This window comes from Aliiruegeria sabulilitoris (genome assembly GCF_001558155.1).
GTDB classification, from domain to species: Bacteria; Pseudomonadota; Alphaproteobacteria; order Rhodobacterales; family Rhodobacteraceae; genus Tropicimonas; species Tropicimonas sabulilitoris.
In genome coordinates this window covers 172,277-195,460 of record NZ_LOAS01000003.1, presented here as the reverse complement: position 1 = coordinate 195,460, position 23,184 = coordinate 172,277, and the positions used below count along the sequence as shown (strand labels likewise).

Sequence of the window (23,184 nt, the reverse complement as noted above, 5' to 3'; positions counted from 1 at the left end):
ATCGTGCCTCCGGCGGGAATGTTTCCAAATAGATGATGATGCGAGATTTCGCATCATTTCTTGTGACTGAAAAAACCGTGGGGGAGCGTTCGCCAGAGCGCGAGGGCGAAGCCGCCTCCGTCCTCGACGTCCTGGCCTCCTCTCCCTCAAGTTCGCGGCATTTTCTCTTGCCAAATTCCCGGGGCATGTAGAAATTGAACGGATATTCAATTTCCAGCGGCTTTGGGGAGGAAGCTCATGGATTTCGCGCTCACCGAGGAACAGGTGGCAATCTTCGATATGGCCCGCGCCTTCGGCGAGGAACATGTCGCGCCAAATGCAGCAGATTGGGACAACGCGGGCACGATCCCGAAGGAGCTTTGGCCAAAGCTGGCCGAACTGGGCTTCGGCGGGCTCTATGTCAGCGAAGAATCCGGCGGCACAGGGCTCGGCCGCCTCGATGCGACGCTTGTCTTCGAGGCGCTGTCGATGTCCTGCGCCTCCGTCGCGGCCTTCCTGTCGATCCACAACATGTGCGCGAAGATGATCGACAGCTTCGGCTCAGATGCGCTTAAGGAACGCTTCCTGCCCGGCGCGCTCTCGATGGAAACCGTCTTTTCCTATTGCCTGACCGAACCCGGATCGGGATCAGACGCCGCGGCGCTCAAGACGAAAGCCGAAGCCACCGCGAATGGCTACACGCTCACCGGCACCAAGGCCTTCATCTCCGGCGGTGGCTATTCGGACGCCTATATCGTGATGGCGCGCACCGGCGGGGACGGCGCGAAAGGCATCTCGGCTCTGGTGATCGAAGACGGCGCGCAAGGGCTATCCTACGGTGGGCTCGAGGCCAAGATGGGCTGGAAGAGCCAGCCAACCCGTCAAGTCCAGATGGATGGTGTCAATTTGCCCGCCGAAAACCTGTTGGGCGAGGAGGGCAAGGGCTTTTCCTATGCCATGGCCGGGCTCGATGGTGGACGGCTCAATATCTCCGCCTGCTCTCTTGGCGCCGCCCAGGCCGCGCTCGACGCCACGCTGCATTACATGTCGGAGCGAAAGGCCTTCGGCCAGACGATTGACCAGTTCCAGGCGCTGCAATTCCGTCTCGCTGACATGGAGATCGAGCTTCAGGCCGCCCGCACCTTCCTGCGGCAGGCGGCGTGGAAGCTCGACACGGGCGCGCCGGACGCCACCAAGTACTGTGCCATGGCCAAGAAATTCGTGACCGAGGCCGGCAGCCGGGTGGCAGATCAATGCCTGCAATTGCATGGCGGCTACGGGTATCTTGCGGATTACGGCATTGAGAAGATTGTCCGCGATCTGCGGGTGCACCAGATCCTTGAAGGCACCAACGAGATCATGCGCATGATCGTCGCGCGCCAGATGATAGGCAACAAATGAGCGATATCTCAATTCGCAAACAGGGCCGGACGGGGCGCATCACGCTCACCCGGCCCAAGGCGCTCAACGCGCTCACCTATGAGATGTGTCGCGCCATCGACGCGGCGCTGAAAGACTGGGCCGAGGATGACACGGTCGCCATGATCGTTCTCGATGCCGAGGGCGAAAAGGCCTTCTGCGCCGGCGGCGATATTGCCGAGATGTATGCCACCGGCACCGCGGGCGACTACGATTATGGCCGCCGCTTCTGGCAGGACGAATACCGATTGAACGCGCGGCTGTTCGAGTTCCCGAAACCCGTGGCCTCCTTCCTGCAGGGCTATACCATGGGCGGCGGCGTCGGCATTGGCTGCCACGGCTCACACCGCGTTGTCTGCGAGAACAGCCGTATCGCCATGCCCGAATGCGGCATCGGGTTGATACCGGATGTTGGTGGTTCGCTGATCCTCGGCCGCGCCCCGGGGCGGCTCGGGGAATATCTCGGCACGACCGGCACGCGCATGGGGCCAGGGGACGCGATCCTGGCCGGGTTTGCCGATTACTTCGTTCCGTTTGACAAGTGGCCTGAATTGATCGCCGCGTTGGAAGAAAGCGGCGACTGGACGCTCATCGACGCCGCCGCCGCGACGCCGCCTGAAGGGAAACTCCCGGCGTTGCGCGACGAGATCGACACCCATTTTGCGGGCGAAACGCTGGGCGACATTCTGCGTTCTCTGCGAAGCGCGGGGAGCGACTTCGCAACCGAAACGCTGGCGACACTGGAGCGGAACTCGCCTCTGGCAATGGCCTGTGCCGTGGAGATGGCGCACCGGCTTGGCGAGACATCGACTATCCGGCAGGCACTCGGTCTGGAATACCGTTTCACGCACCGGGCGATGGAGCAGTCCGATTTTCTCGAAGGCATCCGCGCCGCGATCATCGACAAGGATCGCAGCCCGAATTGGCGCCACTCCCTCGACGAGGTGGACAGCGCCATGGTGAGCCGGATGCTGTTGCCGCTCGGGGGCGACGCACTCACATTTGACGACGGACAGGACGAACAGGCGGGGGAGGACATGCCATGAAGGTCGGATTTATCGGACTGGGAAATATGGGCGCGCCGATGGCGGCCAACCTGGCGGCGGCCGGGCACGAGGTGGTGGGGTTCGACCTCGCCGCTCCCTGCCCCGACGGTGTCGCGAAAGCCGAAAGCGCCGAGGAAGCCGTTGCCGGCGCCGATGTGGTCGTGACCATGCTGCCCAATGGCGCGATCCTGCGCGCCGTGGCTGAGCAGATCCACCCCGCGATGGACCCTGGCGCGGTGCATCTCGACTGCTCCACCGTGGATGTCGAAAGCGCCCGCGCGGTCGCGGACGCGGCCACCGTGGCCGGGCTCGACGCAGTCGATGCGCCCGTTTCGGGCGGGGTCGGCGGCGCGGCCGCTGGCACGCTCACCTTCATGGCCGGCGGCACGCCCAGAGCCTTCGCCCGCGTCGCGCCGCTTTTCGACGTGATGGGCCAGAAGGCCGTGCATTGCGGCGAGGCCGGGGCCGGACAGGCAGCCAAGATCTGCAACAACATGATCCTCGGCATCACCATGATCGGCACCTGCGAGGCCTTCGCGCTGGCCGACAAGCTGGGCCTCGACCGGCAGAAGATGTTCGACGTCGTCTCGACCTCCTCGGGCTATTCCTGGGTCATGAACGCCTATTGCCCCGCGCCGGGCGTCGGGCCGCAATCGCCCGCCGATAACGACTATCGGCCCGGCTTTGCCTCCGAATTGATGCTGAAAGACCTGCGCCTGAGCCAACAGGCCGCGGAGATGGCGGATGCCGACACCCCGTTGGGAGAGGCAGCAACCGCGCTTTACGAGTCTTTCGTGGAGCGCGAGGACGGCGCGGGAAAGGATTTCTCGGCAATGCTGCCACGCTTCGCACACCGCGCGCGTTCGAAGTAGTCCCCCCGAGACAGGTGGTCTACGTGCCTTGGAGGAGCGTCATGCCAATTGCCGGGCTCGCGCATTGCGCGCGAATGATCCTGCGTATCGTGCCTCCGGCGGGGATATTTTCAGCCAGAAGAAACTGTTAGGGGCGCTCTTTCATCTTCTGACCGGAAATATCCAGGGGCTTCTTCTGCCACGCATTTCGACCTAGGATTGCGGCAACGCCGGAGGCCGCATGTCCGACCCTGCCAATAGACCATCCTTTCCCAACCCGGACACGCTTCGCTGGTCCGCCCTGATCCTGGTAACGGCGCTGATCACGCTGATGTTCTTCGGCATGATCAAATCCTTCCTGATCTCGCTCATCATGGCGGCAATCGTGGCGGAACTGTCCCGCCCGCTTTTCCGGCGCATTCGCGCGACGTTGTGGGGCCGGCGCAACCTGGCTGCCGCTGTGACTGTTGTCCTGATCGTCGTGCTGGTGATTATTCCGGTCGTGTTCATCGCCTCCATGGCGGCCGAGCAGGCATTTGCCCTCTCCCGTTCCATTGTCAATATCGTCAACTCGGTGACCGAAAACGGGGCCAGCGTGACGATCCCCGACTGGGTGCCCTATCAGGACAGTCTCGACGATCTTGGCCCCGAGATCGCCAACAAGATCGCCGATCTGGTCACCGCGCTTGCCCGCTATACGGTGAGCACGCTTTCCCAGCTGACCCGCGGCACGGCGCTCTTCTTCCTCGACACCTTCATCTTCCTCTACGCGCTCTTCTTCTTCCTGCAGATGGAGACGCCGGTCATGAAACAGATCCTGCGCTTCACCGGGCTGACACCGGCCACGCAGCGCAAGATCGCGGACCGCGCCGTCTCCGTCAGCCGCGCCACAATCAAGGGCACACTGGTGATCGGGGTGGTCCAGGGCGTGCTGGGCGGAATCGGATTCTTCTTCGCCGGCATACAGGGGGCCACCTTCTGGGGCGTGGTCATGGGCATCGTCTCGATCATTCCCGGCATCGGCCCGAGCCTCGTTCTGGCTATCGGCGTGGTCTATCTCGCCGCCATCGGCCAATCCGGCGCCGCCATCGGGCTTGCTCTCTGGGCCGGCCTCGTGGTGACGACGATCGACAATATACTGCGCCCGATCCTCGTGGGCCGGGATACGCAGATGCATGACATCCTGATCCTCGTCAGCACTTTCGGAGGCCTGGGCATGTTCGGTGCGGTGGGGCTGATCCTCGGCCCGGTCGTGGCGGGTCTCTTCGTGACGATCTGGACCACGCTGTCCGAATCTGTGCTCACCCCACAGGCAAGTGACGACGATCAGGCTGCGAACATCTGAGCCCACTGCAAGTCGAGAGCCACTTCCGAAAGCCGATATGCAGCCTGCAAACGCCCTCGAATTCCACGACGTTCCCCGCCGTGCCAGCGACGTCACCGCCGCTCGGGCTCTGCCCGGCAGCAGCCCCCCGGATTCGCACAGCAGGGATGGAATTTTCAAATCCGCCGGCCAAAATACCCAGAACTACGCAATTCCGTTTCAATTATGCGCCCCTTACCGCAAGAAAAATTCATCCCTTTGGCGCGTTTGGGGCTTTGCTCTGCCGGCTGAAACCCATAAGTAAATCCAGAAGCGGAAAGTTTGCGACAGCCGGGCCCGTTGCCGTGGTCCGAAGTCAGGGAGAAAAGGAATGCTGAACAATATCGGCCCCATGGGCCTGCTGCTGATCGCCGTGGTCGTCATCGTGCTCTTCGGGCGAGGCAAGGTCTCCTCGCTGATGGGTGAGGTCGGCAAGGGCATCACCGCCTTCAAGAGGGGCGTGAGCGAGGGCAAGGAAGAGATCGAGAAGGAAAAGGCCGAGGCCGCGCTCGATGTTACTCCGGAATCGATGGACGCTGCCCCCGAAGAGACCGCCGAGAAAGACAAGGCCTGATACTGGCCTTGCCGGGCACGGGAATGCAAACGAGGCTGACAGGCGATGCTTGATCTCGGATGGACCGAACTGCTTTTGATCGGCATCGTGGCGCTGATCGTGGTGGGCCCGAAGGACCTGCCGGTGATGTTCCGCACGCTGGGCAAGTTCACGGCGCGGCTGCGCGCGATGGCGCGCGATTTCACCCGCGCAATGGAGGATGCCGCCGACGAGGCCGGCGTCAAGGATATCGCCAAGGATCTCAAGAAGGCGACCGATCCGAAATCCATGGGGATGGACGCGCTGAAAGATGCCGCCGATCTCGACTTCGACCCATTCGGAGAAGATGACGAGGTTGCCGACGAAGCCGCAACCAAGCCCGCCCGAGGCCCCGAAACCCAGAAACTGACCGAGGAACGCGCCGAGGCCGCCCGCAAGATCCGCGAAAGTGCTGCCGCCAAGGCCACTGCGCGGCTCGAAGCCGAGGCTGCCGCCCGCGCCGAGGCCGAAGCGGCCCAGGCCGCCGCCAAGGCGCCTGAGGCCGACACCCCCAAGGCATGAGCTGACCCGCATGAGCGACCGCCCCGAAGCCGACGACATCGAAGATAGTTCCGCCCCGCTGATCGAGCACCTGGCGGAGTTGCGCACGCGGCTTATCCGCTCCGTGCTGGCCTTTACCGTGGCCATGATCCTGTGCTTCACCGTGGCCGAGCCGATCCTCAACTTCCTCGTAGAGCCGATCGCCCAGATCCTGCGTGCACGTGGCGAGAATCCGCAGCTCATCTTCACCGCGCCGCAGGAGAAATTCTTCGTCCTGATCCGGATCTCGATGATCTTCGGCCTGGCGTTGTCCTTCCCCTATATCGGCTACCAGCTCTGGCGCTTCGTCGCGCCCGGCCTCTACAAGTCCGAAAAGAACGCCTTCCTGCCCTTCCTCGTGGCCTCGCCGGTCCTGTTCACGATGGGCGCCGCCTTCGCGCATTTCATCGTCACCCCGCTGGCAATGAACTTCTTCATCGGCTTCTCCGACGCGATCCCCGCGCTGGCCGCCATACTCACGGGCGAGAACATCCCCGCGGATGTGGAAAACGCAGAGCTGCGCACCGTCTTTCTCGGCTCGGTCCGCGAGAGCCTCGACCTGTCGCTGAAATTCATCATCGCCTTCGGCCTCTGCTTCCAGCTTCCCGTCCTGCTGACCCTGATGGGCAAGGCCGGGCTGGTCTCGGTCGAGGGTCTGCGCAATGTCCGAAAATACGCAATCGTCGGCATCCTGGTGCTCGCCGCCCTTGTGACGCCGCCCGATGTCATCACCCAGATTATCCTCTTCGTGGTGGTCTATTCGCTCTACGAGGTCTCGATCCTGCTGGTCGCCCGCGTCGAGAAAAAGCGCAATGACGAGCTGCGCGAAATGGGCCTCATGGATGATGACGACGAGGAAGACAAAGAGACGGCCTGATGGATTTCACCGCCGAGGAACTCGACCGTATCGCCGCCGCGCTGGAACGCATCGCACCGCCGGCTGCCGCCGCTCCGGATTTTGCCTCCGCCGAGGCCTTTGTCTGGCAGACAGCGCCCGACCGGCTCGCGCCGGTGGCCGAGGTGAGCCGGGTGGATCTGTCACTTCTGATCGGTATCGAACGGGCCCGTGACATCCTGCTGGAAAACACGCGCCAGTTCGCCCGTGGCCTTCCCGCCAACAACGCCTTGCTCTGGGGCGCGCGCGGCATGGGAAAATCGAGCCTTGTGAAGGCGGTACATGCCGAAATTCGCGCGGAAGGCGAAGACCTCAAGATCGTGGAGCTGCAACGCGAAGACCTGCCGACGCTGCAACGGCTGCTGACGCTTCTGCGTTCGGCACCGGACAGGCGTTTCCTGCTTTTCTGCGACGACCTCTCCTTCAGCCATGATGACCAGCACTACAAGTCGCTCAAGGCGGTTCTGGATGGCGGCATCGAGGGGCGGCCGGAGAACGTTCTCTTCTATGCCACCTCCAACCGCCGTCACCTGATGCCGCGTGACATGATCGAGAACGAACGCGGTTCCGCCATCAACCCCTCGGAAGCGGTGGAGGAAAAGGTATCGCTCAGCGACCGTTTCGGCCTCTGGCTGGGCTTCCACCCCTGTTCGCAGGACGACTATCTCGACATGATCCGAGGCTATTGCGCCGCACACCGGCTCAAGATCGCCGATGAGACCCTGCGTGCCGAGGCCATCGAGTGGCAGGCAACGCGTGGCTCGCGGTCGGGACGGGTGGCGTGGCAGTTCTTTGTCGATCTGGCCGGGCGGCACGGCGTCAGGATCTGACGCCCGCCCCCATCGCGTCAAAGGCGTCCCGCCAGGCGAGGTCGATCGCGTCGATCCGGTCCAGATCGAACCGTTCGGCCTGTTCCCAATAGCGCCCCGAAGGCACGGTGTAATCCGTTTCCCGCTCCAGCCGTTCGGCGGTTTCGGCGACGCCGTCGGGAAGGTCGGGCAATTGAGCCGTCTCCACACCTGCCAACTGCGCACGCGGGAAAACCAGCCGGCTTTCGTCTTGCGAGAGGTTCACGCAGGCGCATCCCTGCCCCGCCGCCTTGAACCAGAGCCGCGCCGCCTTGCCTTCCAGCGAGCGCAGCGTCGGATCCGCCCGCAGCGGGTCGGCGGTTCCGGTGCCATAGAAATGCGTCTTGCCCGTCGCCGGATAGACCATGTCGCAGCCGATGAAGGCCAGCACGCGCGGGCGCAGCGCGTCCAGCGCCCAGTAGGCGGCGGTAAAGGCCATCGTGCCCCCGGCATAGACCACGCCGCCGAACCGGTTATTCGACGGCACATACGCGCTGTAGAGCACCTCCCGCTGGCCGGTCCGCAACGCCTCGGGCCGGCGTTCGGGCGGAAAATCTTCCGGGTAGATGTGATGCGTCCAATCCGGGCGGAGTTGCCAGGCGTTGTTGATCGCAACCACCGCATCGAATGGATGCCCGCCCCAGTCGCGTGAAAGCAGTGCGCCGGGGCCGCTGCCGATGATCAGGACGAGATCGTGCGTCGCACTCATCGCACCATGAACCACGCGCGGGGGCACTTACTTGAGATAGTCGGACGGATCGACAGCCTCGACACCATCGCGCACCTCGAAATGCAAATAGGGATTGTCGGAGGCGCGCACGGTGGCGATGGCCTGCCCGCGCGACACGCTCTGGCCTTTCTGGACCTTCAGATTGTCGACATTGGCATAGACCGTCAGCAACCCGCCCTCATGGCGCAGCACCAGGATCGGCACTTGGTCGGTATCCTCGGTTATCGCGGCCACGGTACCGGCGGCGGCGGCAGAGACATTCGCGCCGGAGGAGGCGGAAATGTCGATCCCGTCATTCTTGCCCTTGCGGAAATCGCGGACGATCGAGCCCTGAACCGGCAGGCTCATGCGGGCGCTGTTGGAGGCTGCGGCGGTGGCATCGGCGCCAAGATCGGGCGATTCCGGCACCCCGGGCGCCTCGGCCGTTTCGGTGGCCAACGGCACGGTGTCCTCGTCGGGAAGCGGCTCGGAGGCGCTCGGCGGCGTCGGTGTCGGGCTACCCTCGCCGGGCTGGGTGGTGGAGGTTTCGGTCTCCGGATTCGCCGGCTGGGCAACAACGACCGGGATCAGCAGGTACTGGCCCTGGCGCACCGAGAGATCCGGGCCAAGCCCGTTCCAGTCGCCAATGGATTTGGCCGATACGCCATAGAGACGCGCGATGGAGTAGGTTGTTTCCCCCGCCTCGACCTTGTGGCGCACCGGCTCCTCGCCCACCTGGGTGGAGATAGTCCCCGCGGCGGGTGCGGCCGAAGGGGACGCGCGGTTGATGGCATCGCCAGCCAGTGTCGCGATATCGACGCCACCGGTGGCCGGCAACGCAGCGCCCTCGGGCACGCGGCGCGGCAGGGCCAGCACTTCGCCCTCGTTGAGCACGGCATCGGCGGGAATACCATTATAGCGGGCCAGCTCGTCGGCCGTCATGCCGATCCGGCCGGCCACATCGGCCGGGGTATCGCCACGGCGCGCCACGGCAACTTGGTAGCTGGGATAGGATATGACCCCGCGCGCGTCGGGCTGCGGTTTCGGCGCGGTCACCGGCTGCAGCGCCGAGGTGGTGTCGAACCCCTGGCCGAGATCCCGCATATCCAGATCCAGCCCGGTTGTATCACAGGCTGCCAACACCAATGCACTCGCACAAAGGGTCATGAAGGTCCGCATCTGCTCTGGCTCCTCGAATACCGGGCCCTCTTTACGGAGCCTCCGGGGACTATCTGGGTGGCGGCCAAACCCGGCCGCCGGCAACATTCACTCTCGCCCGAGGCCTTCCAGCAAGGGCACGAAACGGACCTTGAGAAGCTCGTCATAGTCGAACCCCTCCTCCGTCCGCCGCACCCGGATCAGGCTTTGCACGGCATCGGACTGGCCCACGGGCACGACCATGATACCGCCGATCCTGAGCTGCGCCAAGAGCGGCCCGGGCGGGTCCTCGGCGGCGGCGGTCACGATAATACGATCAAAGGGCGCGTGTTCGGGCAAACCGTGGCTGCCATCGGTGCAAAAGGTGATGATATTGGTCAGCCCGAGCTGGTCGAACAACGTCTGCGCCTGCTGGGTCAGCCGCTTGAAACGGTCCACGGTATAGACCCGGCGGGCAAGCTGCGACAGGATCGCCGCCTGGTAGCCCGAGCCGGTTCCCAACTCCAGCACCTTGTCGCGCGGGCCCACTTCCAGCGCCTGGGTCATGATCCCGACAACGGATGGCTGCGAGATCGTCTGCCCGCAAATGATCGGCAGCGGTGTGTCGTCATAGGCGCGATCGGCAAAGATCCCCTGCACGAAGAGCCCGCGGTCGATCTTTTCCATCGCCGTCAGCACGGCCTTGTCCGTCACGCCCTTGGAGCGGACCGCGAAGAGCAGCCGCATCTTCTGTTCGTCGCTCCAGCTCATTCCAGAACGGCCTTCAGCCCTGCGAGCTGATCATGCGCCGTCAGGTCGGCCCGCATTGGCGTGATCGAGATATAGCCATCGATATTGGCCTGCACATCGGTGCCCGGCCCGGTGGCAACATCCTGCTTCGCGCCCTCGACCCACAGGAAACGCCGCCCGTTGGGTGCGCGGGTCGGCTTCACGGAGAACCGCGTGCCGGGCCGGAAGCCCTGGGCGGTGACGGCGCGCCCCTTGACCTCGGCGGCCGGCAAGGGCGGGAAATTGACCGAGTAGAAGGTGCAGTAACCGCCCTTGTCGCCCCACTCTCCCTTTTGCAGCAGGTCGCGGACAAGCGCTGCGCCATGCACGGTGGCGGCCTCGTATTCATCCTCAAGATCGACATTTCCGGGGCCGTAGAATTGCGACAGCGCGATTGCCGGAAGCCCCTGCAACGCGGCCTCCATCGCGCCGCCCACGGTGCCGGAATAGAGCGTGTTCTCGCCCGAATTGTTGCCCCGGTTGACGCCGGAAAGAACCAGATCCGGCCTGCCGTCCGTCATCACGTCATATATCCCGGCCAGCACGCAATCGGCGGGGCTGCCCTCGGCGGCGTAGCGGCGCTCGCCCAGCTTGGCGATCATCGTGGGGTGGGTGTAGCTGATGCAATGGCCGACGCCGGATTGCTCGAAAGCGGGCGCGACGGTCCAGACCTCGCCCTCGGAGCCCGCGACCTCATGCGCGATCCTGTAGAGCACATCGAGCCCGGCCGCGTTTATTCCGTCGTCATTGGTTATCAGAATACGCATGAACCGCCCTCGATTATTCTGTTTTCTGCTTTAGAGCGGCACGCAGGGAGGAGCAAGCTGCGGGGCATGGGAAAGCCCCGCGCACGCGGCCTCGGTACGGGAGTGTTGCCGTTGCGCTTTTTTTGCAAGGCGCAAGGGCGCGGTCAGTCCGCCTGCCGGATCAGGTCGACCAGCCGCGCGCCCTCGCGCGGGATCTCGACCAAGGCGCTCTTGTCCTCGCCAGGGAAAAAGCGCGCCCGAACGGCCGTCGGCACGGCCTGCGGCTGCAGGATCGTCACGCGTGGGCCGTGGCGGCGGGTTTCGGCCTGCCAACTGCGCACCAGCGCCATCTGCGCGGCCTTGGTGGCCCCGTAGCAGCCAAAGAAGGGCTGGCCGGCGCGATCATCGTCGAGAAAGACCGCCTTCGCGCCCTCGCGCGCCTGCAGAAGCGGCGAGACATAGGCGATCAGGCGGCGTGTCGCCTCGATATTCACGGCCACGGAACTGTCCCAGCTCTTGCCCTCGATCATGTTCGTTGGCGTCAGCGGCGCGGCATAGATCGCCGTGTGCACCCACAGATCGAGCCCGCCCCACCGCTCATGCACGGAACGGCACAGATGCTGCATCGCGCCGTCATCGGTCACATCGAGCGGCGCAAGCGTCGCCTCGCCGCCCCGGGCCTTGATCCGGTCGTCGAGATCCTCCAGCCCGCCCACGGTGCGTGAGACAGCCAGGACGTGATAGTCGGGCGCGAGCGCTTCGGCCATGGCACAGCCAAGGCCACGGGAGGCGCCGGTAACAAGGGCAAGTTTGGTCATGCGCGCATCTGCACCGGGCAACGGGCGGAGGTCAAGTGAAAGGGCGCAGGCCTCACCCCGCAGGCATTTCCAGTTTCCGGGTGCCCGACCCGGTTTGCAGGAACATCTCGCCATTGCCGATGGCCACGATCCGTCGGCCGGCCACCTTTTCGCCCATCTTCACCTTCTCGATCCGGCCGGAGGAATGGCGCACCAGGGCATGGCGCTCGGCATCCGTGCCAAATGTGCCGATCAGGGCAAGCCGATCGAGCTCGATCTCGTTTTTCTGCGTGGCCGCACTGGCGACCTTCGTATTCTCGGACATCACGATCCTCGTTGCGCATTGTCCAGCCAGCGACCGGCCCATTCAGGCAGGGACGGTTTGGCGAAACAAAGCGATGATGAAAAAACTTCCCGGGCGCGTGCTCAAACGCGGTTTAGCGGGATCGCCGCGGACCTATCCGGCCCGGCCCGCAGTTGGAAGTCACGAGATCGCGCGGGCCGCGTGATGAGCCGGAACCCGCCCGGCAGCGAACCGAACTGGGCGGTTTGTCGCGCAGGCCGCTTGCCCGGGATCAGGCGGATCGTTCCGGGCGGTTGCAATTCTTCCTTACGGAATGGCTGACCTTTTTGCCCCTGCACGCTACAAGGGATCAAGCACGGCCCAGGCCGTTTCCGGCCCGCGACAGCCCTTGGAGGCCCCCATGCAAGGCGATGCAACACTTGTTTTCTACTTGATCGGACTGACCGCGATCATGATGGCGTCGAACAAGGTCCGCTATGATCTGATCGCGCTGATCGTGCTTGTCACGCTCGCCCTCACCGGCATCCTGACCCCGGCCGAGGCGGTCTCGGGCTTCGGCGCCACGATCATCATCATGGTGGCCGGCCTCTTCGTGGTCGGCGAAATGCTCGACCGGACGGGCGTGGCGCGCACCGTGGGCGACCTGATTCTGAAACAGGGCAAGGGCGACGAAGTACGGCTGATGATCCCGCTCTGCGTCGGCGCGGCGCTGCTGGGATCGGTCATGTCCTCGACAGCGGTGGTGGCGATCTTCATTCCCATCGTGATGCGGATCGCGCGCGACACCGGAATCAACGCGGCGCGGCTCTTGATGCCCATGTCCTATGGCGCGCTGCTCTCGGGGATGCTGACGCTGATCGGCACACCGGGCAACCTGGCCGTGTCGGACGCGCTGCGCGATGCCACCGGCGAACCGCTGGGCTTTTTCAGCTTCTCGCTGGTGGGCCTGATCGTGCTGGCCGGAACAGTGCTGTTCTTTGCCTTTGTCGGGCGTCACCTTCTGGGACCGAAATATGCAGATGGCGGTGACCAGCCGCGCAGCCGCAGCCGCAGCTTTGCCGAGATGTACCGCGACCATGGCGTCGAGCGGGTCGAGGTAATCCGGCTCTCGCAAGCCTATGAAGGGGCCGCCGCGCGCGAGTTCGAGCTCTCCGCGCCACGGATCCTCGCCCGCCGCCGCCGCGGCCCACGCGGCAACGCCAATACGACGCTCTATTCGGCGGGAATGGATTTCCAGCCGGGCGACCTGATCGTGGTGACGGGGACCGAAGCCCAAATCGCTGCCTTCCGCGACCGGCCCGGGCTCGATCATGTCGGCAGCTTCTATGACGACATGAACGCCTGGATCGACACCCTGGGCATCATGGAAGTGATGATCCACCCCGAGGCGAGCGTGCTGGGCCAGACCATCGAGGACCTGGAATTCCGCTCCACCTACGGGCTGGAGGTTCTGGCGCTCAAGCGCGGCTCAGAGCCGGTTCTGGACTTCGAGCTGGAGAAACTGCGCAAGAGCGACCGGTTGCTGGTGGCTGGCAAATGGACACGGCTCGACCGGATCAACCGCCGAAGCCGCGATTTCGTGATCCTCGAAGAGCCGCATGAGCGCTCGCTCTCGGTGCCCAATTCGAACAAGCTCTGGATCGCGATGATCATCCTCTTCGCGATGATCGGGGTCTCGCTCGGCGGCATGTCGATCACCATCGCCGTCATACTCGCAGCCATCGCCGCCGTTCTGACCGGAACCGTATCGACCAACCAGGCCTATCGCTCGATCAAGCTGGACACGCTGGTGCTGATCGCGGGCATGCTGCCGCTGGCCACCGCGCTCGACAAGACGGGCGGCACGGACATGATCGTGAACGGGCTGATCGGCATCGCCGGCGAGGAAAACCCGCGCGCGGTGATGTTTGCCATGTTCTTCCTGACAATGACGCTGAGCTGGATCCTGTCGAACACGGCAACGCTGGTGCTGGTGGCGCCCATCGCGGTCAACGCAGCTCTGTCGATGGGGGTGTCGCCGATGCCGATGGCCATCGCGGTGCTGGTGGCAGGCTCGGCCGGGTTCGCTTCGCCGGTCTCCTCGCCCGTGGTGACATTGGTGGTCAATCCGGGCGGCTACAAGTTCATCGACTTCCTGAAATGCGGCCTGCCGATGACATTATTGGTGGCTGCAACCACGCTTTTCCTGATTCCGATGATCTTCCCGTTCTGAAACGCCCCCCGGGGCCGGTAGCCGGACAGGGGCGCTCCCGCCCGTCCTCGCCGCATCGAAGATGCGCTCCTCCCGTTGGGGGTGGCGCGCGCTACGCGCGCGCCGTTGGGCCCATGCTGGAAACTGAAGTATGGCTCCGTGCCGCAGGCACACAGCGCGAAGCGCTGCCATCGCCGCATGAGCTTTGCTCAGCGGCAAGCCCCCTGCGTGGATGCGAAACCGTGCGGTCGGGCGGTCAGGCCCGGTGCCATGTCCGCGCCAATCCGGCTTTCACTCCGCCGCTGTCTTCAGCTTGAAGCCGCGCTCGATCATGTCGAAGGGCTCGACCGGGTATTCGCCCGAGAAGCACGCATCGCAATATTTCGGGCAATTGCTGTCGCGCCCTTCACCCTGGCCGACGGCCCGGTAGAGCCCGTCAAGGGAGATGAACTTGAGGCTGTCCACCGCGAGATGCTCTCGCATCTCCTCCTCGGACATGGTCGCGGCAAGCAGTTTCTCGCGCTTCGGCGTGTCCACGCCGTAGAAACAGGGCCAGGCTGTCGGCGGCGAGGCGATGCGGAAATGCACCTCCTTGGCACCGGCGTCGAGGATCATTTCCTTGATCTTGCGGCTCGTCGTGCCGCGCACCACCGAGTCGTCCACCAGGATCACCCGTTTGCCCGCGATCAACGCCCGGTTCACGTTCAGCTTGAGCCGCACACCCATGTTGCGGATCTGCTCGGAGGGCTCGATGAAGGTCCGGCCCATATACTGGTTGCGGATGATCCCCATCGCATAGGGGATACCGCTCTCCTGGCTGAAGCCGATCGCCGCGGGCGTGCCGCTGTCGGGCACCGGGCAGACCAGATCGGCATCGACCGGGTTCTCGCGCGCCAGTTCCACGCCGATCTGTCGGCGCGTCTCGTAAACCGAGCGGCCGCCGAGAATGGAATCGGGACGGGAGAAATAGACATGTTCGAAGATGCAGAAGCGCGATTGGCGCGTCTCGAAGGGGCGGTGGCTCGTCACGCCCTTCTCCGGCGAGATCACGACCATCTCGCCCGGCTCGATCTCGCGCACGAACTCGGCGCCAATGATATCCAGCGCGCAGGTCTCCGAGCTGATGACCCAGCCATCGCCGATCCGCCCCAGCACCAGCGGACGCACGCCCAGCGGGTCGCGCACACCGATCAGCTTGGTGCGGGTCATGGCAACCACCGAGAAAGCCCCCTCGACCCGGCGCAGCGCGTCCTTCATCCGCTCGGGAATGTCGCGCTGAAGCGAGCGGGCCATCAGGTGGATGATGCATTCGCTGTCCGAACCGGACTGGAAGATCGAGCCGCGTTCGATCAGCTCGCGCCGCAGCGCCTCAGCATTGGTGATGTTGCCGTTATGGGCAATCGCCGCGCCGCCCATGGAGAACTCACCGAAAAACGGCTGCACGTCGCGAATCTCGGTGCGCCCTTTCGAGCCGGCGGTGGAATAACGGACATGGCCGATCCCGAGCTCGCCCGGCAGCGTCTCCATCAGTTTCGCGCTGGTGAAATTGTCCCGTACATAGCCGAAGCGGCGCGCCGAGTGGAATCCCGTCCCGTGGTTATGAGTGACGATCCCGCCCGCCTCCTGGCCCCGATGCTGCAGCGCGTGCAGGCCGAGGGCGACGAAATTGGCGGCATCCACCACGCCGATGACACCGTAGACGCCGCATTCTTCGCGGAGCTTGTCATCATCGAACGGGTGGGCATGGAACGGCTTCGCGTTTTCGAGCGCGTCAGACATTTTACGGTGGGCTCCGAATCCGGCGGTGAGGTGCGCCGCCTCTTTACGGGCTTATACCTCAGGTGTCATCCCTTTGTCATGGTTCCCGGCCCGCAGGCTGCCTCACTGCCACCGGCGGGCTGCCGCTCACGGGGCCAGAACATCCGGCTGACTTTTTCAAATCCGTAATTCGAGGGGGAATCCGAACGAAAATCCCCGGCATGCCCAAGGACAGCCGGGGTAAATTCTCCGCGATGTGTCGAAAAGATCAGTTCGCGTTGGTCGGCGCGGGTGCGGCTGCGGGAGTGCTGCCGGTACCACAGGACTGGTCGATCAGCGATTCGAACTTGTCGGTGAGCCAGGCAAGCGCTGTCTCCTGATCCGCGATCTCGCCGCTCACGCTGTCCTTCATCGAGGCAAAGACCTGCGCCGAACGGCTCTGATCGACCATGTCGATGCCCTCCGCGCCCACGGCGAACTCGTAGATCACCAGCGCAATCACCACCAGCAGCATGCCGCGCAGCACGCCAAAGAGGAATCCGAGCCCCTGGTCGATCGCGTTGAGCGCCGAGCGTTGCACCAGCGATGAGAAGACCGGGGTAAAGAGCGCAAAGACAATCAGCGCAAGGGCGAAGACAGCGGCAAAGGCGGCGATGGTGGACGCCGTGCAATTGTCGAGGAAATCGCTCAGCACCGGGATCTCGCGCACCAGCGGTTCGGCCTGCGGCGCGAAGATATAGGCGAGTACGGCCGCGGCGATCCAGCCGGCAATGGCGAGCGCCTCGCGGACGAAGCCGCGCGAATAGGCGAGAATCGCCGAGAAGAGAATGATGACCGCAACGCCGCCGTCAACGATAGTGAAGCCTTCCATGCGCTTGCCTTCCTGCCCCGGGACAGTTTCTTTTGCGACGCCTAGCCCGCGCCGAATATTTCACCCACAAAGGTTGCCAGATCGTTCATCTGGCAGACCGTAACGCCCTTCGGAATGGATCCGGCGGACCGTTCCGGTAACGTCGCCTGCGAGAAACCAAGTTTTTGCGCCTCTTTCAACCTGTTTTCTGTCTGGCTGACCGGACGCAGGGCGCCACTGAGACTGATCTCGCCGAAGACGACCATGTCCGCGGGCAGGGCTGCATCCTCGCGCGCCGACAACAAAGCCGCCGCAACGGCGAGGTCCGCGGCGGGTTCGCTCACCCGCAAACCACCCGCGACGTTCAGGTAGACATCGAGCCCGGCAAAGGGGATGCCGCAGCGTGCCTCCAGCACCGCCAGGATCATCGCCAGCCGGCTGCCATCCCAGCCAACCACCGTCCGACGGGCCTGCGGCGTGGGCGACGGCGCGACAAGGGCCTGGAATTCCACCAGAACCGGGCGCGTGCCCTCGACACCGGCAAAGACCACCGCCCCTGGCGCCCGCGTCTCCCGGTCCGACAGGAAAAGCGCCGAAGGGTTGGCCACCTCGGCCAGCCCGCGCCCCGTCATCTCGAAAACGCCGATCTCGTCGGCAGGTCCGAAACGGTTTTTCACCGCCCGCAGAATGCGGAACTGGTGGCCGCGCTCGCCCTCGAAATAGAGCACCGTGTCCACCATGTGTTCCACCACGCGCGGACCGGCGATCTGGCCGTCCTTGGTGACATGGCCGACGAGCACAACCGACGTTCCGCGCCTTTTCGCAAAGCTCACCAATTCATGCGCGGCCGAGCGCACCTGGCTCACGGACCCCGGCGCGGCCTCCACATTGTCGGCCCACATGGTCTGAATCGAATCGATGATGGCAAGCTGCGGGCGTTCCCTGTCGAGCGTCGTCAGGATGTCGCGCAGGTTGGTCTCGGCGGCAAGCCGGACCTTCGCATCCCCCAGCCCCAGCCGCTGCGCGCGCATCCGCACCTGGGCACTGGCCTCCTCGCCCGACACGTAGACAACCGATAGCCCCGCCCCGGCGAACTTCGCCGCCGCCTGCAACAGGAGCGTCGACTTGCCGATACCCGGATCGCCGCCCACCAGCGTCGCCGAGGCCGGCACCAACCCGCCGCCCAGCACGCGGTCCAGTTCGTCCATCCCCGAACAGGTGCGCGGGGGGGGCGCTTCCTCGGCCGCAAGGTCCAACAGCTCGATCGACCGCCCCTTGCCGCCAAGCGTCTTCTTGCTGGGTCCGGCCGTAAGCGGCGCCTCCTCGACGATGGTGTTCCAGGCGCTGCAGGCGTCGCAACGCCCCGACCAGCGCGGGTGCTTTGCGCCACAGGACGAACAGGTAAAGGACTGGGTTTTTGCCATGCCTCTACCTGCCCCAGCCGGAGCGGCAGGACAAGAGCGGGCGTCAGGCCGACGGGCTGCGTTTCTCGGTCAGGAACCCGATGGCCAGCGAGGCCAGGATACAGGCGGTGAACAGGTAGAGCCCCCAAGCCGTCTCGACCGAGCCCACGCCGACCCCCTTGGCCAGCACGATATAGAGCGCGATCAGGAACACATCCGCCATGGCCAACTTGCCAAGGATATGCAGCGGCCCAAGCAGCCGACGCCGGCGCGCGATACCGAAATGCACCAACGCCAGCCCCACCGTCTTCATATACGGCGCGAACAGCGCGAAAAAGGTGACCGCCAGCGCCAGCGGCACATCGCTCCGCCAGAGCGATTGCAACCCCGAGATCACCGAAATCTCGCTCATCCCGAAAAGCGGCAGCAAGCCCGCCCGCATCAGCGGTGCAAACCACGCCACCGGATAAAGGATCAGCAGCGAGAGATTAGCGAATTTCAGAATGTTCATGGTCGCGGATATAGGCGCTTGAAGCCCCGGCCGAAACCCCGCGCCTCGTCGCTAGGGAAATTCACGCTTGGGTCGCTCCGGCAGGGGCGGCCCGGTCCGGAGCGACCCAAGCGCCAGCGCTTACATCGACAGGTTGGTCGCGCCGCCATCGAGCAGGATATTCTGCCCGACAATGAACTGCGCCTGCTGCGAACACAGGAACGCACAGGTCGCGCCGAAATCTTCCGGCGTACCGTATTTTCGAGCCGGAATCGTCGCGAGCCGCGCCGCCCGGGCCTCTTCCACGGTCATCCCGCCCTGTGCGGCCGCGCCCTTGTCCAGGCTCACCGCCCGGTCGGTGGCATGAATGCCCGGCAGCAGGTTGTTGATGGTCACCCCGCTCGGCGCCACCTGACGCGCGGTGCCTGCCACATAACCAGTCAGTCCTGCGCGCGCCGCGTTGGACAGGCCCAGCACCGGGATCGGCGCCTTGACCGACACGGAGGTGATATTGACTACCCTGCCCCAGCCGCGCTCCATCATACCCGGAACCATTGCCTTCATCAGCGCGATCGGCGCCAGCATGTTGGCATCCAGCGCCTTGATGAAATCCTCGCGTTCCCAGTCCGTCCACAGGCCCGGCGGCGGCCCGCCGGCATTGGTCACCAGGATCTCCACCTGGCCTGCCACCTCCAGAACCTTCGCACGCCCCGCCTCATCGGTGATATCGGCCGCAACCGCTTCGACCGACACGCCGTATTCGGCACAGAGCGCCGTCGCCGTCTCTTCCAGCGCCTCGGCACCGCGCGCATTCAGCACAAGCTCCACCCCGGCCGCGGCCAAAGCCTCCGCGCAGCCGCGCCCAAGCCCCTTGGAGGAAGCCGTCACCAGCGCCCGCTTTCCTGCGATTCCAAGATCCATCGTCTTTCCTTCCTTCTCTGCGCCCTCCTCGTGGATGGGTCTTGCGCGCGAGACTGCCGCGCATCGAAGCGGCCCGCAACCCCGAGGCGATTGACCCGCCCCCGTCCGGAGCGCTATCGGAGAGCATCCTACCCGAGCCGGACGGACATCATGACCGACGCAGCCCTGCCCCAAGCCGACTACCACTGCCATGTCTTTGCGGGCAGCGCCTTTCGCGTGGTTTCCGGCGCCAACCTGAGCGATCCGCTGCTTGGTGTCGAAGAACTCTGCCCCGGCGACGTCTACCGCCTGTCGCCCCGGGCCCAGGCGCTGCAGATCGGCGTGGCCGATTCCGGAAGCCCGGATGGCCGCGTCCTGCGCGCGGACGAAGGCCACCAGCGCCTCGCCCAGGGCAGCGAATTCGGCCTTCCCGGCGCGATGCTGCAACTCTCCGCCCGACTGACCTTCCTCGCTCCCGAAGGCCACCAGGTCGACCTGCTGCTGCTGACCTTGTCGACCCCTCAGGGGGACGTCTTTGCCGCGCTGCCACTGGAGCCGCTCGAACCGGGCCGCGACCACACGCTGATCGGCATCGATCCTGCCCCCGCGCCTGTACGGCTGGCCGATATCACCTCGCTCGCCTTCGGACGCGGCACCCATATCACGCTGGCCGATGGCCGGCAGGTGCCTGTCGAAGCGCTGGATATCGGCACCCGCATCCTGACACGCGATCACGGAGCCCAACCGCTGCGGCAGATCCTGCGCCGAACCGTGCGCGCCGTCGGCCCCTTTGCCCCGGTCGTGATCCCGCGCGATACGTTCGGCAATGATGGCGACCTGATCCTGTCGCAGCAGCAGCGGCTCTTCATCTATCAACGCGAGTCCGACCGGCTGACCGATACCGCCGAAATGCTGATAAAGGCCGGATATCTCGTTGATAACGAAAAGGTTTTCCTGCGTCCGGGCGGGTATTCGGATTTCTTCACGCTGGTCTTCGACCATCACGAGGTGATCTATGCCGAATGCATCCCGGTGGAGAGCCTTGAAGTGAACGCCGCCACCCGGCCGGCGCTTCCCGAGGACATCGCAGAGGCGCTTCCCGATCTGGATCACGCGCCGCATGTCGGAACCGAGGCGGACCGCAGGACAGCCCAGGCAACGCTTGAGAAGTTGCTCAAAGAACGCAACTCAAGCCGCTGATTTGGCTTTTATTTTACCAATCAGACCAGACTCTTGATCAAGGGCGTCCATTGCGCGCGCAGCGGGCGAAAGACTGCCTGTGGCTTGTCAAAGATCGAAAGTCCCTCCTCGGCCAGATCGCCATAGGCAACTCGCTCCGAAATCCGCGCCACCGGCTGCTGGCCGACCTTTTCGAAAAAGGCATCCAGCCGTGCATTGGCGCGCCCGCGCGGCTTCAAACGGTTGGCCAGAAGCTCGATCCCGACCTTGCCCTTGCGGATTCGCTTGATGTCCTGAAGATCCTTCAGGAATCGCTTCGAGCTGTCGGCATCGAAAAAGGAAGGCATCACCGGGCAGATCACCGCCTTGGCTTCGGCCACGAGCTTTTGCGAATCGTCGTCATAAAGCGCACCGGGCGCGTCGATCACCACCCAGTCGATCCCCTTGGGCACCTCGCCCAGCGATTTGTGCGAGGACCAGTCGAGATGGGTGATCTTCGTCACATTCCTGGGCCGACGCTTTAGCCAACGCGTGGTCGATTTCTGCAGATCGGCATCCGCCAGCGCCACTTTCCAACCGCCATCTGCCAGGGCGGCTGCAAGCGTGATCGCGGTGGTTGTCTTGCCGCATCCCCCCTTGCGATTGGCAATCAACACCGTTTTCATCTGCTCTCTCCCTCCCCGGGTTTTTTATGGCTATCCACGAACTGTTTGATAAAGCGCCGTATCTCTCGGGCAGCCGAAGTATCCAGATCTTCGCAGAGCGTCACAAAACGGTCCCTGTCCGCGACCGGAATCCGGATCAGAAGTTGCCCATCGTTCTTCTTTTTATTGCTCCTGCCCGACATGGTGCCCATGCTTCGTTCTTGTATCTACATTGTATATACAAAATCCGGCGGAGCAACCCGCCCAACGGCCAAGCCCCTTGCACCCCCCTGTCCAGTTTCTTTACAGATAAGCCCAAGATGCCGATTTCCGGCCGCCCCCTCCGCGCAGAGCAACAAGCCCGCCGGTCCGGGTCATACGGAACCGGCAAAAACGGAAACTGTGGAGTACCCTGTATGAAAACCGGACAGATTGTCCCCGCGATCGTGGCCGTTCTGGCTTTGAGCGCCTGCGCGGAAACAACCGTCACAACGGGCCCCGAGGGCGACATCGCCACTCTGCAGAACGTGCCCGAAGGCGTGATTGCGCTGGCCGCGCCCAATCAGGACCTGACCACCGTCCGCATTCAGCCCGAAGATGGCTGCTACTGGTACCGTTATTCCGGCCCGATCGAGACGACCTATCTGCCGCTGCGGGCCAAGGATGGCCGCCCGATCTGTTCGCGGGCGCCGGAAACGGCTCAAGCCAGCGGCTAACGCCCTCCGCTGGCCAAAACCTCGTCCAGAAACACCAAAGGCCCCGACGCGCGGGGCCTTTTCATTCCGTGTTGGTTCGTTCCGACGCGATCAGTTCGCGGCCGTAACGTAATCTTCTCCGGGATAAAGAATGGCCTTCGACCCCGTCGCCACATTGTCGTACAGCCCGATGATGTGAGCCATCACCATCCGCACACATCCCGAACTGGCCCGGCTGCCGATGGAGCCTGACAACGGGGTGCCATGGATTCGAAGCATCGTGTCGCGGTTGCCCACATAGAGGTAAAGCGCTCGCGATCCGAGCGGGTTGCTCGGCCCGCCGTCGCGCCCATCCTCGAATTGCTTGTAGATATGCGGCTCGCGCTCGACCATCTGCGCCGTCGGCGTCCAGGACGGCCATTTCGCCTTGCGCTTGATCGTGTAGGTGCCGGGCTCATAGAGATTGCCGCGCCCGATGGCGACGCCGTAGCGCATGGCGGTGCCGTTGTCCTGAACGTGGTAGAGATAGCGCGCAACGGCATCGACATGAATGTCGCCTGGGGTGAGGCCGGAATTGACCTCGACCACGCGCGGAAGGAAGCGTTGCTGAATCCCCCAGGGATTGGAAACCGCGGGGTCGTAATTGGCCGGTGTCACCTGTGCGTCCCAGGCCGACCATTGCGACGAGGTCGACGCATTGGCGACCCCCGGCAGCGCGATCGGGGCCGAGAAGAGCGCGGCGGAGGACATGATGAAGTGGCGCCGGGTCAGCATTTGGAAACTCCTTTGGGGCCAAGAAACAAACAACTCCGGGTCCTTTCGCACAACGCCCGTTGCCGAATCAAGTCTTGCAACGCTTCAAATGCCTCACAATGCGGTGTCTCGACCGAGACTCGCGATATTCAGCCGATCTGCATATTCCGCAGGTAAAACGCTCCTTCGGATCGTGCCTCCGGCGGCGGCACTTTCAGAAAGAGGAAGCCGAACGAGGTTCTCCCCTTCCTCGTTTTTCGAATACCCCGGGGGCAGCGTTCGCAACAGCGTGAGGGAAGCACGCCC

24 protein-coding genes are annotated in these 23,184 nt (G+C 64.2%); 11 read left to right on the top strand and 13 right to left on the bottom strand.

The genetic code is table 11. The features are described from left to right. The first annotated feature begins 237 nt into the window (after positions 1–237). From AX756_RS05370 to AX756_RS05335, 8 genes are all read left to right on the top strand, one after another. Entirely contained in the window at positions 238–1,380 is a 1,143-nt protein-coding gene (locus AX756_RS05370; protein WP_068309415.1) for an acyl-CoA dehydrogenase family protein, read from the top strand. Then, positions 1,377–2,444, top strand: a complete 1,068-nt coding sequence (locus AX756_RS05365) for an enoyl-CoA hydratase/isomerase family protein (RefSeq protein ID WP_068309413.1) — start codon at positions 1,377–1,379, stop codon at positions 2,442–2,444. Before AX756_RS05370 ends, AX756_RS05365 begins: the two co-directional genes overlap by 4 nt. After that, positions 2,441–3,316, top strand: a complete 876-nt coding sequence (gene mmsB / locus AX756_RS05360; RefSeq protein ID WP_068309412.1) for a 3-hydroxyisobutyrate dehydrogenase — start codon at positions 2,441–2,443, stop codon at positions 3,314–3,316. Before AX756_RS05365 ends, mmsB begins: the two co-directional genes overlap by 4 nt. Before the next feature lie 220 nt (positions 3,317–3,536). After that, entirely contained in the window at positions 3,537–4,640 is a 1,104-nt protein-coding gene (locus AX756_RS05355) for an AI-2E family transporter (protein ID WP_068309410.1), read from the top strand. A gap of 349 nt (positions 4,641–4,989) precedes the next feature. Beyond that, positions 4,990–5,232, top strand: coding sequence for a twin-arginine translocase TatA/TatE family subunit (locus AX756_RS05350; RefSeq protein WP_068309408.1), 243 nt, complete (start codon positions 4,990–4,992; stop codon positions 5,230–5,232). 45 nt (positions 5,233–5,277) lie between these two features. Further along, positions 5,278–5,772, top strand: a complete 495-nt coding sequence (gene tatB / locus AX756_RS05345; protein ID WP_068309406.1) for a Sec-independent protein translocase protein TatB — start codon at positions 5,278–5,280, stop codon at positions 5,770–5,772. 10 nt (positions 5,773–5,782) lie between these two features. Continuing rightward, the gene (tatC, locus tag AX756_RS05340) at positions 5,783–6,667 is read left to right on the top strand and encodes a twin-arginine translocase subunit TatC (RefSeq protein WP_068309404.1); all 885 of its coding nucleotides are present in this window, start codon (positions 5,783–5,785) and stop codon (positions 6,665–6,667) included. Next, complete coding sequence (locus tag AX756_RS05335) at positions 6,667–7,515, top strand: ATP-binding protein (protein ID WP_068309403.1); 849 nt, start codon at positions 6,667–6,669, stop codon at positions 7,513–7,515. Before tatC ends, AX756_RS05335 begins: the two co-directional genes overlap by 1 nt. On the opposite strand, the gene AX756_RS05330 is transcribed toward AX756_RS05335, so the two are convergent. The 6 genes from AX756_RS05330 to AX756_RS05305 all read right to left on the bottom strand — a co-directional run bounded on the left by AX756_RS05330 (position 7,505) and on the right by AX756_RS05305 (position 12,036). Next, positions 7,505–8,242, bottom strand: a complete 738-nt coding sequence (locus AX756_RS05330; RefSeq protein WP_068309566.1) for a hypothetical protein — start codon at positions 8,240–8,242, stop codon at positions 7,505–7,507. The two genes, AX756_RS05335 and AX756_RS05330, sit on opposite strands and share 11 nt — an antisense overlap. A gap of 27 nt (positions 8,243–8,269) precedes the next feature. Then, a complete protein-coding gene (locus tag AX756_RS05325; protein WP_068309402.1) occupies positions 8,270–9,421 on the bottom strand; it encodes a peptidoglycan DD-metalloendopeptidase family protein in 1,152 nt (383 codons plus the stop codon). A gap of 87 nt (positions 9,422–9,508) precedes the next feature. Next, positions 9,509–10,150: a protein-L-isoaspartate(D-aspartate) O-methyltransferase gene (locus AX756_RS05320; protein ID WP_068309399.1), complete on the bottom strand. Its 642-nt coding sequence runs from the start codon at positions 10,148–10,150 to the stop codon at positions 9,509–9,511. Next, complete coding sequence (gene surE / locus AX756_RS05315) at positions 10,147–10,935, bottom strand: 5'/3'-nucleotidase SurE (protein ID WP_068309397.1); 789 nt, start codon at positions 10,933–10,935, stop codon at positions 10,147–10,149. Before surE ends, AX756_RS05320 begins: the two co-directional genes overlap by 4 nt. A 143-nt stretch (positions 10,936–11,078) precedes the next feature. After that, on the bottom strand, positions 11,079–11,732 hold the full coding sequence (locus tag AX756_RS05310) for an SDR family oxidoreductase (protein WP_068309396.1): 654 nt from the start codon (positions 11,730–11,732) through the stop codon (positions 11,079–11,081). A gap of 52 nt (positions 11,733–11,784) precedes the next feature. Then, the gene (locus AX756_RS05305) at positions 11,785–12,036 is read right to left on the bottom strand and encodes a hypothetical protein (protein WP_068309395.1); all 252 of its coding nucleotides are present in this window, start codon (positions 12,034–12,036) and stop codon (positions 11,785–11,787) included. Between the two features lie 379 nt (positions 12,037–12,415). Here AX756_RS05305 and AX756_RS05300 point away from each other — a divergent pair, with 379 nt between their 5' ends. Further along, complete coding sequence (locus AX756_RS05300; RefSeq protein WP_068309393.1) at positions 12,416–14,227, top strand: SLC13 family permease; 1,812 nt, start codon at positions 12,416–12,418, stop codon at positions 14,225–14,227. Between the two features lie 270 nt (positions 14,228–14,497). Here the strand turns inward: AX756_RS05300 and purF are convergent, their stop codons facing one another. The 5 genes from purF to AX756_RS05275 all read right to left on the bottom strand — a co-directional run bounded on the left by purF (position 14,498) and on the right by AX756_RS05275 (position 19,628). Next, entirely contained in the window at positions 14,498–15,985 is a 1,488-nt protein-coding gene (gene purF / locus AX756_RS05295) for an amidophosphoribosyltransferase (RefSeq protein WP_068309390.1), read from the bottom strand. Positions 15,986–16,232: 247 nt separating this feature from the next. Then, a complete protein-coding gene (locus tag AX756_RS05290; RefSeq protein ID WP_068309388.1) occupies positions 16,233–16,835 on the bottom strand; it encodes a CvpA family protein in 603 nt (200 codons plus the stop codon). A 41-nt stretch (positions 16,836–16,876) separates the two neighbouring features. Further along, positions 16,877–18,238, bottom strand: coding sequence for a DNA repair protein RadA (gene radA, locus AX756_RS05285; protein WP_068309387.1), 1,362 nt, complete (start codon positions 18,236–18,238; stop codon positions 16,877–16,879). Between the two features lie 43 nt (positions 18,239–18,281). Then, positions 18,282–18,722 carry a paraquat-inducible protein A gene (locus tag AX756_RS05280; RefSeq protein ID WP_068309565.1) on the bottom strand — a complete coding sequence of 147 codons (441 nt, stop codon included), beginning with the start codon at positions 18,720–18,722 and terminating at the stop codon, positions 18,282–18,284. Positions 18,723–18,848: 126 nt separating this feature from the next. Continuing rightward, complete coding sequence (locus AX756_RS05275; protein WP_068309386.1) at positions 18,849–19,628, bottom strand: SDR family oxidoreductase; 780 nt, start codon at positions 19,626–19,628, stop codon at positions 18,849–18,851. A 150-nt stretch (positions 19,629–19,778) separates the two neighbouring features. On the opposite strand from AX756_RS05275, the gene AX756_RS05270 reads away from it, so the two are divergent. Further along, a complete protein-coding gene (locus tag AX756_RS05270) occupies positions 19,779–20,807 on the top strand; it encodes a Hint domain-containing protein (protein WP_068309384.1) in 1,029 nt (342 codons plus the stop codon). A gap of 20 nt (positions 20,808–20,827) precedes the next feature. Here AX756_RS05270 and AX756_RS05265 read toward each other — a convergent pair whose 3' ends face one another. Further along, entirely contained in the window at positions 20,828–21,451 is a 624-nt protein-coding gene (locus AX756_RS05265) for a ParA family protein (protein WP_068309382.1), read from the bottom strand. Between the two features lie 395 nt (positions 21,452–21,846). On the opposite strand from AX756_RS05265, the gene AX756_RS05255 reads away from it, so the two are divergent. Continuing rightward, positions 21,847–22,146 carry a hypothetical protein gene (locus tag AX756_RS05255; protein ID WP_068309380.1) on the top strand — a complete coding sequence of 100 codons (300 nt, stop codon included), beginning with the start codon at positions 21,847–21,849 and terminating at the stop codon, positions 22,144–22,146. Between the two features lie 90 nt (positions 22,147–22,236). On the opposite strand, the gene AX756_RS05250 is transcribed toward AX756_RS05255, so the two are convergent. Beyond that, positions 22,237–22,899 (bottom strand): L,D-transpeptidase, encoded by a 663-nt coding sequence (locus AX756_RS05250; protein WP_068309378.1) that lies wholly within the window; start codon positions 22,897–22,899, stop codon positions 22,237–22,239. Between the last annotated feature and the right edge of the window lie 285 nt (positions 22,900–23,184).